The following is a 12,307-nucleotide window of genomic DNA, read 5'->3' on the forward strand; positions in this document are numbered from 1 at the left end:
GATTTTTGTCCCGAAGCGTATCGAACGGAACCGATTTGCAGACAAGATCAACATAATGACAGATACGAGATCACTGAAGCGACTCCTCGTCCTCGCCATGGCGGTCGTCTTCGCGACGACGGCGATGGCGGCTGGCGCACACGCAACGACCGCCGACAGCGGCTCACACGGCGAACTACTGACGACCGGCGCGGACGAAACGCTGGCGGTCGAGGTGACCGACTCGAGCGACGACACCGTGACGGTGACGGTATCGTCGACCGCCGCGGACACCGCTGGCTTTCAGGCAAACCTGAGCTACACACCGGCCGACGCGAGTGTCGAGAGCGTCGAGTTCGAAGAGTTAGGGGGAGTTAGTTATCACTCCGACGACTCCGACACCGGGCACGTGTTCCTGACCCAGTCGAACGTCGGCGCGGAGAGCGTCGACGAACCGACGCTCGCGGCGGTGACGATGACCGTCGGTGAGGACGGGCTCTCGGGACTCGAGTTCGTCGACGACGATTCGTTGGTCACGGACAGCGACGGCGAAGTCATCGGCGAAACCGACGACTCATCAGCGGGCGGGACGGTCCCAGGTGGCGGCGGAAGCGGTGGTGTCGGCGACGGAGCCGACGGTAGCACGAATACGACCGAAACCGAGAGCGATGAGACAGCGGACGGTGATGGAAACGGTGTCGACGATACCGCTGAAGACGGTGAGACAGACACCGACGATGGAGATGGCGCAGATGACACTGACGGCACGGACGACGACACCGACAGCATGGATGAGGACGCCGACAACACGGACAGCAGTGACGACAACAGCGACGACGAGACCGACGCCGACGACGGAGAGAGCGCCGACGACGAAAACGGCGCAGACGACGCCGACGATAGTGATGGATTGCCAGGCTTCGGTCTCGCCCTCACGATCGGAACGGTGCTCGCTGTACTGGTCGGCGTAACCGTCCGTCAGAACCGTCGCTGATACTGTCTGCTGTAAGTCAGTTCCGGCAGGACCGCGGTCCGTCCTGCGGTCCCACCGGTGCATCGGTACAGCAACCCGTATGAATCGCCTCTCTCCCCTCTCGCCGGGTTCAGACCGCTCCTCGGCCGACGCCGGGCGTGACATTCATAACGGCGGGGAGAATTGAACTACGTATGGACAAGAACCAGTTCATCGCGCTCGGCTTCGCGTTCCTCATGATCACCTCCATGATCGCGTGGGGCGCACTCGCCGCGTTCTGAGTGCATCGCGTTCGCCTTCCAGCCAGTCGAGAGAGCGCTCGACGGAAGGGCTACGACCCGAACCGACACTCGGTTCTCGAGCGATGAACGCCTATTTCTAGCCGTCCGTGTCCCAGACGTCGGCCAGCGGACTCGAGGACGATGAGCCGCGACCCGACCGTCGGGAACGCGAGCGGTTCCGCGACCGTTCGTCCGTCGTCGATGTGTCGGTCTCGTTCGTTTTCGGTGTCGTGTTACTCCCGCCAGCACCACCACTGTCGGCGAGCGCCGCCCGCGGCTGGAACTCGGGTAAGTCGGGTTCCGACAGCCGATCGACCTGTTCTTCGAACCAGTCGGGCATGTCCGTGCGTGCGCGTTCGAACAGGTCGAGCAGACTCGAGTCCGCCAGATACGTCGCCCCGTAGTCGTCCGGCGCGCGGACGACCCGTCCGCAGCCCTGGATGATGGTTCGCAAGGCGGTGCGGTAGTACCAGGCCCACTGACCCTCCTCGAGTCGGTGGGCGACCCGCGAGTCGCCCGTGTTGAGGAAGGGGGCCTTACAGAGCACCTGCCACCGGCAGAGATCGCCTTTGAGGTCGAGCGCTTCCTCCATCTTCACCGAGAGGAAGACGTCGGGGTCGTCGCTGGCCTTCCAGCCGTCGAGTGCGGCGTCGCGGCCGTCGCGGTCGTGGGTCCGAACTCGGTCGCCGACGCCGAAGTCGGAGAGCATGTCGGCGAGTCGCTCCTGTATGTCGTAGGAGTGGGCGTGGACCAGCCCCTTCTCGTCGGGGTGGTGTTGCATGAGCCGAACGATCGTCCGGGCGATCTTCGGCGTCGTCTCCGACCGGTGCTCGTAGGTCATCTTCCCCTGCGTGACGTCGTACAGCGGCCGGTTCTCGACCGGGAACGTGTGCTCGACGTCGACCAGCGCGACGTTGTCGGGGTTCAGCCCGACCTGTCGGCAGAAGGCGTCCTTGTTGAGGATCGTCGCCGACAGCAGCGCAAACTTGTTGCCGCGGTCCCAGACCGTGTGTTTGAGGTACTTCTCGGGACTCATCGGCTTGATCGTGAGGGGGCCGCCCGCGGGCTCGTCGTCGTCGTCGCGGCTCTCGACGCGGGCGCTCGAGGGTTCGGACTGATCGACCAGCCACGTCGTCGGACTCTCCGGATCGCGGTAGTCCGAGACGAACCAGTCGAGTTCGCCGATGAGTTCCTGGAGGCGGTCGCGCTCGCGCACCTCCGCGGGCGACAGCGAGTCCTGGGAGAGCAGGTCGTCCTTCCGGCGGCCGCAGATCTGAGCGAGGTTCTCCGCGTAGCGCACCGCGCGGTCGAGGGAGTCGACCTCGGGGACGCGGAGGTCGTCCCAGAACGGCACGGTTCGCGGGCCCAGTTGGATGGTCGCGTACATCTCGGCCCACTGGGCGAGCCCGTGGGCCTCGTCAATGACCACGACGTCGCGCGTGCGGAACACTTCACTGCCCGCGGTCTGCATAAAGTAGGCGAGCGTCATCGCCGCGATCGACCGGTTCGAGGCGATCGCTCGATCCGAAAAGTACGGACAGCGGTGTTTGACCGAACAGTCGTAGCCCCGCTCGCGGACGCAGGGGGCCTGATTGACCGGCGTGTTGCGCTCGTCCGGGAGGATACAGCTGTAGTTCGATTTCCCGCGGATGACGTTCAGGTCCGACAGCAGATCGTCGGCCGCGACGTCGTCTAACTGCGAGACCTGCGGCGTCGTGTAGTAAGCGCCCGTCGCGTCGCTGGGGTCGCTGTTCTCGACGTGGCGTGCACAGCCGGCGACGGCGCGGGCCAGCAGAGACTTGCCGCTGCCCGTCGGCGCGCGAACTAAGACGACGTCGTTGCCGGCCGCGAACGCGTCGCGAATGTCTCGGAGGGCTTGCTCCTGGGCCCCGCGGTAGCTCGGCGCGGGGAACTCCTCGAAGATCCGCTCGGGATTCACCGTTCGACTCACGGACCGGCCGCGTCCTAAAGGCTGCGAACCGTCGCTCGAGATGAGATCCCGAACGCGCGAGTCGTCGCTCGAGCGGCGGGTTCCACGACCGTCGTTTTCGGCCGTTTCGTCGCGAACCCGTGTGTCGTCGCCGCTCGAACGGACGACGGACTCACGGAGCGGTTCCCCGGTAGCTGAAACCGGGCTTTGAGTTATCTCAAGACACATATCTCGACTGGTTGATATCCGGTCGTGAAACGACGCACGCTCCTTGCCGCGGTCGGTTCGGGGACGGTCGTGTCGACCGGCTGTCTCGGTAGCAGCGACGACATCGTTGCCGACGAGCCGCGCGACGATGTCGACGCTCCGCGTGCCGAGGCCGCCGACGGAACCCCGGAGACGACCTGTGATGCAACAGGGAGCTACGAGATGTGTGGCCGGTTGCTCATTTCCGACGACTCGTTCCCCAACCCCGTACGGTGTGAGATCGACGCCGCACTCGAGGCCGATGGCTACACCGCGACCGGTCGTTTCCTGCTCGAGGACGCGATGAACGTCGAGCACGCCTACGTTCGCCGGGACGCTACGAGTGTGTGGTATCGGACGACCGCGGGCGCGAGGAGACCATCGAATCGCGGCTGGGCGAGTCCTTCCAGTTCGACGGGCTCGTCGTCGGTGAGGAGTTCTCAATAGTCGAGTCGACGGCCGACGTTGCCCCCTATTCTTGGGAATCCTAACGCACCAGTAGCCCTCGTCTACCGGGTCGGATGCGGTCACGGCGACTGAATAGTATCGGGTTCGAAACCGATGCTACGTCCGGATTAGGATCGAGCGAGCGAGGGTAGTCGCCCGATTACAAAGACGAACTCGGCCGTCGAACGTAAGCACGGAAGGGTCGCTTAGCGGTAGAGCACCGCGGTGCCATCCGGCCCGCGGCGGCAACGTGCCTCGTGGCGTTCGAATCCCACCCCTTCCGCTCGCGGCAATCGGTGCCGCAGTGAGGGCGGTCGTAGCTCACGCGACAGGTGCGGTCGGCCGGCGAACGGCTCTCCCGAGCTACTGCGTCGCGCTCATACTCACGTACCAGCGCCGTCCGACCGCAGACTCCACACGATTTTTTGGCCGCGAGAGCAGCCGAGGAACAGAACGATTAGGCCGCCCCGAGCCGCGAGGTCTCCTCGTCGACCTGCTCGAGTCGGTCGACGTCCTCGGCGGTCGGCTCGTCGGGGATCACCTCGATACAGGGATAACACAGCAGGTGCGCCGTTCCGTCCGCGAACTCGAGCGTCATCGCCGTCCCCTCGCCGCCGTCGCCGAACGTCCAGAGGTTGGCGATGCCGCCGGCGACCGTGACCGTCCGGCCGCAGCCGTCACAGGAGTCCCGTGCCATACCCACCGCTGGGTGCCGAACGGTGAAAGTCGTTCCCCCGGACCGGTTTCGTGCCGGTGAACAGTATATATGTTCCGTCGTGCTACCGTCGGACATGGAGGTGAACTGCGAGGGCTGTGCCGGCTGTTGTCTGAACTGGCGACCGTTTTACGACGCCGAGACGGACGGGACGGCCCGTCGACGCCGTCGTGCCCGACTCAATACCGACGCCAACGGTGACGCTACCGAAACGCGGGTCCCCTTCGACGACGACACGAACTTCGTCGCCCTGACCCGGGACGAAATTCGATCGTTTCTCGAGGCGGGGATGGCCCCCGCGCTGACGCCGCGGTTCTGGCGCGCTCGAGACGCGGGCGAGGGAGTCGAGATCGACGGCCGCAGCGTCGCCGCCGTCGCCGACCGCCCGGTCTTCTTCGTCGGCCTGCGAAAACCGCCGAAACCGGTCGCTCCCTTCGACCGCGAGGAACCCGCGTGGCTCCCGGCCTGCGTCTTCCTCGACCCCGAGACGCTGCAGTGTCGCATCCACGGCGACGACCGATTCCCCGACGAGTGCGGGTCCTATCCGGCGCACAACCTCGCGCTCGAGCAGGAGACCGAGTGCGAACGCGTCGAAGCCGCGTTCGGGGGCCAGCGTCTGCTCGAAGACGACGTGCCCGCGGAACTCGACGGACTGCTGCTCGGCACGCAGGCCCTCGGCGCGAAGCTCTTCACTCATCCCCGACCCGAAGCGCTCGAGGGCATCATCGACCGGACAGCCGCCGGCAAGCTAACGAACGAGGATCGCGCGGAGTGTCTCGCCGTCGCCGCGGCCTCGAGTCCCGGCACGCTCGTGACTTCGGACTATCACTACGACTGGGGGAAAGAGCGGGCGCTCGAAGCGGCAGGTGCCGACGACGATTCAGTCGACGGCTCCGGCGACACGCGCGGTTCGGCCGACGGCTCCGACGACACCCGCGTCGAATCGTGGGTCGGTCCGGCGATCCGGGAGTGGGAACAGCGACATCGGACCGCAGGAGAGACGGTTCCCTCACCGGCAGTCGCAGCCGACATCGAGGAGGCTCGCGGAGCGCCGGCGACGCCGGGCTGGGACGCACTCGAGTGACGCGGCGGAGCCGGATTTGCAGCTTTCGACGCCCTGCGATCGGCTTACGCGATAGCTGTGGGATGGCCGTCGCTCGCAGCGATGAGAGCGGGAGAACGAGCGCCGCGGCGTCAGTCCGACTTCATCCGTTCGAACTGATCGAGCAGTTCCTCGGCCGACTCGCCCGAATCGTACTCGACTTTACCGTGGTAAATCGTCCGCTCGTCGTCGAAATCGGTGTCGACCTTCGAGGCTTGCTGCTCGCGGCGCTCGTGCTCATCTTCGTCATAGGCACCCATTGACATGGTAAGTACACACATGTTGGTGGCTGACATACATTAATGTAACGGTCCCTCACCTCCCGCTTTCCCCTTCGCCGAAGAGAAGGATCCCGGCTCGAATTCCGCGCAGACACGTAACACGTATGCACTCCCACACCGAAACGAGGGTGTGGCACGGCCGCTTCGCTTTCGGTATTCGCCCTCGACGTGGAGCGAACAGAACGTTCGACAGAAGATTCTGCAGCCGCTTCGATCGAATATCGGAGCGCGTGCAGTCCCACCGCGATTCGAGATCGGCGCCGACTGGGAGACGCATCGCTTCGAGATGCAAAACGGCGACGTCGCCCTCTTCGCGCGAAACGACGCGGAGGCCTACTGGATGGGCAACACCGAAACGCCCTCCTCGCTGTGGCGAACCGACAAGTTCGGCTGGCGGGAGGTTCCCTACCACGTCTCCCGGTGGACCCAGCGCGAACTGCTGGCGACGCTCTACGAGGAGGACCCGTGGCTCGCCGACTACCCGCATCTCTCGTGGTACTTCCTGCCCGTCTTCATGTCGAAAGACGGCCGCGAATCGACGCGAGCCTTCTTCCGCGAGCACGCCGCCGGCTTCCCCGACGCCGGACGGCGCGAGACGACGCGGTTCTTCGAGGACTTCTTCAAAACGGGCGTCCTCGACGAGTACCGACACGTCATGTCCGGCAAGTTAGGGACCAGCGATCACGTCGACCGCGTGCGCATGAGCGCCTCGATGGGCGAGTTCATCGCCGCAAAGATCCTCAGCGACGCCGGCTACGACGTCGTCCCCGAGATCGAGGTCACGACCGGGCACTCGCTGGATTTCCGGGCCGAAGACGAAGAGACGAACGTCCTCGTCGAAGTGACCCGACCGCAACCGCCGGCGAACCGGGCGGCGTCGGGCCCCGTCGCCGCCGTTCGCGACACCGCCGAGACCAAGACCAACGGCCAACTCGCCGAACACGGCGGCGGCGCGGTCCTCTTCGTCGACTGCTCGAGTTTTCGCGACGACGCCTGGAACGCCGTCCGCGGCGAGCAACCCGACGTCCGACACCGCCCCGCCGTCGTCTATCGCGCCCGCCCGAACGGCCACGTCGAGGGCTACCAGAAGGGATCGGTCCCGCTGGACCTCGAGGACGCGGTCGACCTGTTGAACTGACGCGAGGGACGGTACCGCTCTCGACGCATTCTCTCGAGTACGAGTCTCATCGATCTGTGAGTGTAGAGACACGTATTTGGTGTGCGGTATCAACCATCATAGTATGCGAGCCGCAGTACTCGAGGAACACGGCGAACCGCTCTCGATCGAAGACGTCGACGCACCGGATCCGGATCCCGAAGGTGCAGTCGTCGAAGTCGAAGCCTGCGGCGTCTGTCGGAGCGACTGGCACGGCTGGCAGGGCGATTGGGAGTGGCTCGATCTCGAGACCCCGATCGGACAGATTCTCGGCCACGAACCCGCCGGTCGGGTCGTCGCCGTCGGCGACGAGGTCGAGAGCGTGAGCGAAGGCGATCACGTCGCCGTTCCGTTCAACCTCGGCGACGGAAGCTGTCGACGCTGTCAGCGCGGACACTCGAACATCTGCGAGAACGTGATGCCGCTTGGCTTCGTCGAACAGGTACAGGGAGCCTTCGCGGAAGAGCTCCACGTCCCGGTCGCCGACCACAACCTGGTCCAGCTGCCGGACGGCGTCTCGTCGGTCGACATGGCCGGGCTCGGCTGCCGGTTCATGACCTCGTTCCACGCGCTGGCCCACCGCGCCGACGTGGGTGCGGGCGACTGGGTCGCCGTCCACGGCTGCGGGGGCGTCGGCCTCTCGGCGGTCCACATCGCCGACGCACTCGGCGCGAACGTCGTCGCCGTCGACCTGACGGACGACAAACTCGAGAAAGCCCGCGAACTCGGCGCCGTCGAGGGTGTCAACGCCGCCGACATCGAGGACGTTCCCGGCGAAGTGCAGGCGATCACGGACGGCGGCGCGAACGTCTCGATGGACGCCCTCGGCATCGCGACGACCTGCCAGAACTCCGTGCTCAGCCTCGACGCCCACGGCCAGCACATTCAGGTCGGACTCACGACCCAGGACGAACAGGGGATGGTCCACCTGCCGACCGACGCGATGACGATGCAGGAGATCGAGTTCATCGGCTCGCTGGGCATGCCGCCGACGCGCTACGACGAGATCTTTCGGATGGTCTCGACGGGGAAACTCGAGCCCGAAAAAGTCGTCTCGGAGACGATCGGACTCGAGGACGTCAGCGACAAACTCGCGGCGATGACCGACTACGAGACGGTCGGTATTCCGGTCATCGACGAGTTCTGAGCGGGAGCCCGCGGTCGCCCCGTTCGACGGGGACCGACGGTCGGGACGACTACAGCTATCTCCGCCCCAGATAGTCACGTGGTACCGAGTAGCACGTTTATCTCCATACCCGTCGAAGTAATACTCCCCATGAAGGGAGAGTACGACTCCAGAGACGCAGATATAGCACCGATTACGCCGGGGATCGATCGGCGACGGCTGTTGCAGGTACTGGGTGCGAGCGCAGCACTGACGCTAGGACCGAGCGCGGTCGCTGCCGGTTCCACACCGGAGCACGAGGCAGTTCCGCCGGACCAGTCCGGCGATGGGATCCACCCCGTTTTCGGCTTCGCGGCGCTCGAGATGGACGTCGATCCGCCGATCGAACCGGATCACGTCGTCGACGCAATGATCCAACCCCGCGAGGATCACGAGATTCCGGAGTTCTTCTTCGAGCCGACGGGGCTGTACGTCGAGCCGGGCGACACCGTCCAGTTCAGACTCGTCACGCCCCACCACACCGTGACGGCGTACCACCCCGCACAGGGACAGCTGCCGCGGGTTCCGGACGACGTCCCGCCGTTTTCCTCGCCCGTGTTGCCGGTGAACGCTTACTGGCTCTACACGTTCGAGCAGGCGGGCGTGTACGACATGCACTGCGGCCCGCACGAGATCTTCGGCCACGTGATTCGGATCGTCGCGGGCGAGGCGACGGGCCCCGGTGCGGAGCCGGTTCCCGAGCCCGAGCCAATGCGGGATCCGGGCGACGATAACGGAGAGATGCCGAGCGACGGCAACGGTCCCCCCGACCACGGCGACGATCACGAAGACGGCCCGCACGACCACGGCGACAACGGTCACGGAAACGGGCCGAACGGAGACGAAGCAGAGCCGGGCGAGGACGACGCGGAGGGGGAGGGCCCCGAACTCCGACCGCCGGTCGGCGCCGCGCTGACCGTCCTCGGCGACTCGGCGCTCGAGCCCGAGCGAATCCTCGAGGTGGAGGTGGTCTCCTGGGAGGAGATCGACGACGCGAACAAACAACTCGTGCTCTAAAATCGGTACGAGCGGCAGAACCCGTCAGCTCGCACGAACCGATCGAGGTCGCGCACGAAACACGTCGGGTCGTGTGCGAGAACACGACCCGTTCCGTTCTTTGACGACTGAGACGGAGAGATGGGACTGTACGAGTGAGGTGGGCGAGAAGGCGGCGCGAAAATCGTCGGTCGAACGGTTAGAACGAAACGGCGTCGGGCGCGTACGGGCTCCCGACCGGGGTCGGGTCGCGGTCGCTGTAGCCGACGCGGCCGATCGCCTTGTCGCTCACGGCGCCGTAGACGGCGAATCGGGCCTCCTCCGGGGACTCGAAGGTTTCGGACTCGAGGCGGGCGAGTACATCCGCGACCGTCTCGGACCCGTTTGGAAGTTCGAGGGTTCGATCGCCATACTGTTCGATCATCTCCTCGGTCGTGGCGGGATACTCGTGGTCGTCGATGACGTCGCCGGTGCCATTGAGCAGCATTACACGCTAACTACTGTGAACGATAATTATAAACATTGTCCATATACGTTCTCTAGCCCCACTGTAGACCTAGAGGTCCTAGATGTTCATTATAGATCGTGTGTTACCGTCTCTCGAAGATGGTCGGAAGAAACGACTTTACGAGCACCGGCCGTCGACTCGAGTGATATGCCGTACGCCGATTTGCACGTCCATACGACGCGCTCGGACGGGAGCCTCGACCTCGAGGAGGTACCAGCCGCCGCCGACCGAGCGGGCGTCGCGGTCGTCGCGGTGACGGACCACGATCGGGTGCAGCCGTTCGACGAGCCGGTGGTCGAACGCGAGGGCGTGACGCTCGTCAGCGGAATCGAACTCCGCGTCGAGACGCCCCACGGCGAGCGCGTCGACCTGCTGGGGTACGGCGTCGAGTCGACCGGCGATCTCGAGGGAGTGGTCGACCGAATCCAGGCAAACCGGGTCGAGCGCGGGCAGGCGATCGTCGACTGCGTCGAGACGCGACTCGGCGTCGATCTCGGCGTCACCGTCGACGACGGGTTCGGCCGACCGCACGTCGCGCGGGCGATCGACGACCATCCCGACGTCGAATACAGCTACGAAGACGCGTTCGATCGGCTCATCGGCTACGGCGACCCCTGTTTCGTGCCGCGTGACGTGCCCACCTTCGAGCAGGGGTTGGCGGCGCTCACCGCGTCGTGTCGCCTCGTCTCGCTGGCCCATCCGCTGCGGTATCGCGATCCCGACGCCGCGCTCGCGCTGACGGCCGATCCCGACCTCGAGGCCGTCGAGTTACACTACCCCTACGGACACGCCGACATCGATCGCCGTCTCGTCGAGCAGGCGATCGAGCGCAACGAGCTGCTGGTGACCGGCGGAACCGATGCACACGACCGCGAGCTCGGGATCGACGGCCTCTCGCGACGCGAGTACGAGCGGTTAGAGTTGTCGTAACTGCGACACAATCTTGGCCGATAGCGGAGGGTTCAATGCATCGTGGTGCCAAAGCGCGAGTATGAACTGCCACTACTGTGACCGCGAGGCCGCCTTCGCCGCCGAATCCGAAGGCCTCAAGGTCGGTCTCTGCGAGGACCACTTCCGCGAGCGCCTCCAGGAACTCGCCGAAGCCGACGGGCTGGAGACGTTGAAGGAGAAAGTCGACGTCGATCGAGCCGAGTAACGCACGCTCCGCGTACAGTCGAGTCACAGTATCCGCCGCCGAACCGGACGACGCGGTCGACTCAGGCCGTTCGACCGGCGTCCACGTCGATCGCGTCGACCGGACAGACGTCCACGCAGAGCATACAATCGATACACTGGGCCTCCTTCGCAGGATCCGCCTTCTCCTCGCTCTCGGGGTGACCCGGGGTGTCGACCCACTCGAAGACGTCGACGGGACAGTCCTCGAGACAGGCGCCGTCGGCGATACAGAGGTCGAAATCGACCGCAACGTGGGTGCCGTGGATGCCGAGTTCCTCCGGTTCGTCGACGGGACCCCAGACGGCGTGCCCGTTGTGTTCGTCGACTTTGTCGCGATTCTCGGTAAACTGTGGATCTATGGCCATTGCTAGCAGACTGAAACGAGCGGCTCGCACTTAAAAGTATACACCTGTGGGACGACGAGAAGGGCGGACCGCATCGATGTCGGGCATTCAGTGTCACGAGACACGCTCCAACGGACGGATTTCGACGAACGTTCGATCGCCTACTCGTCGAACGCGCCCTCTCAGTCGTCTAGCGCTCGATCCTCGTCGCGTCCCGCGAATCGGCCGTCGAGTAGTTCGCGCATCCAGACGGCCAACCCGTGGTCGCGGCCGTACGTCCAGATGGCCATTTCGTTGACCACGTCGGGAAGATCGCTCTCCGTGACCCCGCTGGCGACGACGGCCTGCTGATCGACCATGAGAAGCTGTCCGGGCCACTCGGCGTACACCTCATTCGTCGACTGCAAATCCTCGGCCACGACGACGTTCGCACCCGAAACCCGCTCGGAAAACGCCTCGTAATCGTCGTCGGTCGGGAGTTCGACGTAGACGGACACGCCGCGATCGACGGCGGCTTGCAGGCCGTCGAGAATCGACTGATCGGCCACTTCGGTCGCCGAGAGGAGATAGTGGACGGTCTCCTCGGCGTCCTCGAGGAACGTGACGACCCGCTCGCTGACGTGTTCTTTCTGCGAGATTGCCCACATCCCCTCGTCGTCCCGAGACGCCGGCTCCTCGAGTTGGCCGAGGGCGTTCTCGGCGGCGTTGATCCGGGAGTCGTAGTCCTCGCGAATTCGGCGACACGCCGTCTCGACCGAGACGGCCTTGTACTCGCGGGGCTCGGTCTGCTGGACGTCGACGAGTCCCTTCTTCTCGAGCCGTTCGATCGTGTCGTATACGCGCGAGCGAGGAACGTCCGCGACCTGACTGATCTCCTTTGCGGTCCCAGTCGAAAGACGGGTGAGCGCCACGAAACAGCGGGCCTCGTACTGCGTCAATCCGAGTTCAGTGAGCGTCTTGACCGCTTCCTCGGCGTCGGACACGGTCGAAAGAGGACGAGGACTCACG

15 protein-coding genes and 1 tRNA gene are annotated in these 12,307 nt (G+C 65.1%); 10 read left to right on the forward strand and 6 right to left on the reverse strand.

The genetic code is table 11. The features are described 5' to 3' along the window. The first annotated feature begins 55 nt into the window (after positions 1 to 55). Both ACSFDB_RS17265 and ACSFDB_RS17270 read left to right on the forward strand, forming a co-directional pair. Positions 56 to 973, forward strand: a complete 918-nt coding sequence (locus ACSFDB_RS17265) for a hypothetical protein (RefSeq protein WP_440772152.1) — start codon at positions 56 to 58, stop codon at positions 971 to 973. 137 nt (positions 974 to 1,110) lie between these two features. Then, on the forward strand, positions 1,111 to 1,233 hold the full coding sequence (locus ACSFDB_RS17270; RefSeq protein WP_281245270.1) for a hypothetical protein: 123 nt from the start codon (positions 1,111 to 1,113) through the stop codon (positions 1,231 to 1,233). A 97-nt stretch (positions 1,234 to 1,330) separates the two neighbouring features. Here ACSFDB_RS17270 and ACSFDB_RS17275 read toward each other — a convergent pair whose 3' ends face one another. Then, positions 1,331 to 3,172, reverse strand: coding sequence for a helicase C-terminal domain-containing protein (locus ACSFDB_RS17275; RefSeq protein ID WP_440772256.1), 1,842 nt, complete (start codon positions 3,170 to 3,172; stop codon positions 1,331 to 1,333). Between the two features lie 243 nt (positions 3,173 to 3,415). Here ACSFDB_RS17275 and ACSFDB_RS17280 point away from each other — a divergent pair, with 243 nt between their 5' ends. Together ACSFDB_RS17280 and ACSFDB_RS17285 are read left to right on the forward strand one after the other, a co-directional pair. Continuing rightward, entirely contained in the window at positions 3,416 to 3,856 is a 441-nt protein-coding gene (locus tag ACSFDB_RS17280) for a hypothetical protein (RefSeq protein ID WP_440772153.1), read from the forward strand. 195 nt (positions 3,857 to 4,051) lie between these two features. Continuing rightward, positions 4,052 to 4,139, forward strand: a tRNA-Gly gene (locus ACSFDB_RS17285). A 174-nt stretch (positions 4,140 to 4,313) separates the two neighbouring features. On the opposite strand, the gene ACSFDB_RS17290 is transcribed toward ACSFDB_RS17285, so the two are convergent. Beyond that, positions 4,314 to 4,553 carry a DUF7561 family protein gene (locus ACSFDB_RS17290; RefSeq protein ID WP_440772154.1) on the reverse strand — a complete coding sequence of 80 codons (240 nt, stop codon included), beginning with the start codon at positions 4,551 to 4,553 and terminating at the stop codon, positions 4,314 to 4,316. A 94-nt stretch (positions 4,554 to 4,647) separates the two neighbouring features. Between ACSFDB_RS17290 and ACSFDB_RS17295 the strand changes: the two genes are divergently transcribed. Continuing rightward, a complete protein-coding gene (locus ACSFDB_RS17295; RefSeq protein WP_440772155.1) occupies positions 4,648 to 5,655 on the forward strand; it encodes a YkgJ family cysteine cluster protein in 1,008 nt (335 codons plus the stop codon). Positions 5,656 to 5,765: 110 nt separating this feature from the next. On the opposite strand, the gene ACSFDB_RS17300 is transcribed toward ACSFDB_RS17295, so the two are convergent. Continuing rightward, on the reverse strand, positions 5,766 to 5,939 hold the full coding sequence (locus tag ACSFDB_RS17300) for a DUF5786 family protein (RefSeq protein ID WP_006092572.1): 174 nt from the start codon (positions 5,937 to 5,939) through the stop codon (positions 5,766 to 5,768). Between the two features lie 145 nt (positions 5,940 to 6,084). Here ACSFDB_RS17300 and ACSFDB_RS17305 point away from each other — a divergent pair, with 145 nt between their 5' ends. The 3 genes from ACSFDB_RS17305 (at position 6,085) to ACSFDB_RS17315 (ending at position 9,292) form a co-directional block, all read left to right on the forward strand. After that, the gene (locus tag ACSFDB_RS17305) at positions 6,085 to 7,092 is read left to right on the forward strand and encodes a DUF5784 family protein (protein ID WP_440772156.1); all 1,008 of its coding nucleotides are present in this window, start codon (positions 6,085 to 6,087) and stop codon (positions 7,090 to 7,092) included. Between the two features lie 103 nt (positions 7,093 to 7,195). Then, on the forward strand, positions 7,196 to 8,257 hold the full coding sequence (locus ACSFDB_RS17310; RefSeq protein ID WP_440772157.1) for a zinc-dependent alcohol dehydrogenase family protein: 1,062 nt from the start codon (positions 7,196 to 7,198) through the stop codon (positions 8,255 to 8,257). A gap of 129 nt (positions 8,258 to 8,386) precedes the next feature. Further along, positions 8,387 to 9,292, forward strand: coding sequence for a cupredoxin domain-containing protein (locus ACSFDB_RS17315; RefSeq protein ID WP_440772158.1), 906 nt, complete (start codon positions 8,387 to 8,389; stop codon positions 9,290 to 9,292). Positions 9,293 to 9,470: 178 nt separating this feature from the next. Here ACSFDB_RS17315 and ACSFDB_RS17320 read toward each other — a convergent pair whose 3' ends face one another. Next, positions 9,471 to 9,758 (reverse strand): DUF5789 family protein, encoded by a 288-nt coding sequence (locus tag ACSFDB_RS17320; RefSeq protein WP_440772159.1) that lies wholly within the window; start codon positions 9,756 to 9,758, stop codon positions 9,471 to 9,473. 168 nt (positions 9,759 to 9,926) lie between these two features. Here ACSFDB_RS17320 and ACSFDB_RS17325 point away from each other — a divergent pair, with 168 nt between their 5' ends. Continuing rightward, entirely contained in the window at positions 9,927 to 10,709 is a 783-nt protein-coding gene (locus ACSFDB_RS17325) for a PHP domain-containing protein (protein WP_440772160.1), read from the forward strand. Between the two features lie 61 nt (positions 10,710 to 10,770). Next, a complete protein-coding gene (locus ACSFDB_RS17330) occupies positions 10,771 to 10,935 on the forward strand; it encodes a DUF6757 family protein (protein WP_006092578.1) in 165 nt (54 codons plus the stop codon). A 61-nt stretch (positions 10,936 to 10,996) separates the two neighbouring features. On the opposite strand, the gene ACSFDB_RS17335 is transcribed toward ACSFDB_RS17330, so the two are convergent. Continuing rightward, on the reverse strand, positions 10,997 to 11,320 hold the full coding sequence (locus ACSFDB_RS17335) for a 4Fe-4S dicluster domain-containing protein (RefSeq protein WP_006092579.1): 324 nt from the start codon (positions 11,318 to 11,320) through the stop codon (positions 10,997 to 10,999). A 161-nt stretch (positions 11,321 to 11,481) separates the two neighbouring features. Further along, positions 11,482 to 12,282 (reverse strand): TrmB family transcriptional regulator, encoded by an 801-nt coding sequence (locus tag ACSFDB_RS17340; protein ID WP_440772161.1) that lies wholly within the window; start codon positions 12,280 to 12,282, stop codon positions 11,482 to 11,484. Positions 12,283 to 12,307 lie beyond the last annotated feature (25 nt).

It is taken from the genome of Natronorubrum amylolyticum (assembly GCF_052040145.1).
In the GTDB taxonomy this organism is placed as follows: Archaea; Halobacteriota; Halobacteria; order Halobacteriales; family Natrialbaceae; genus Natronorubrum.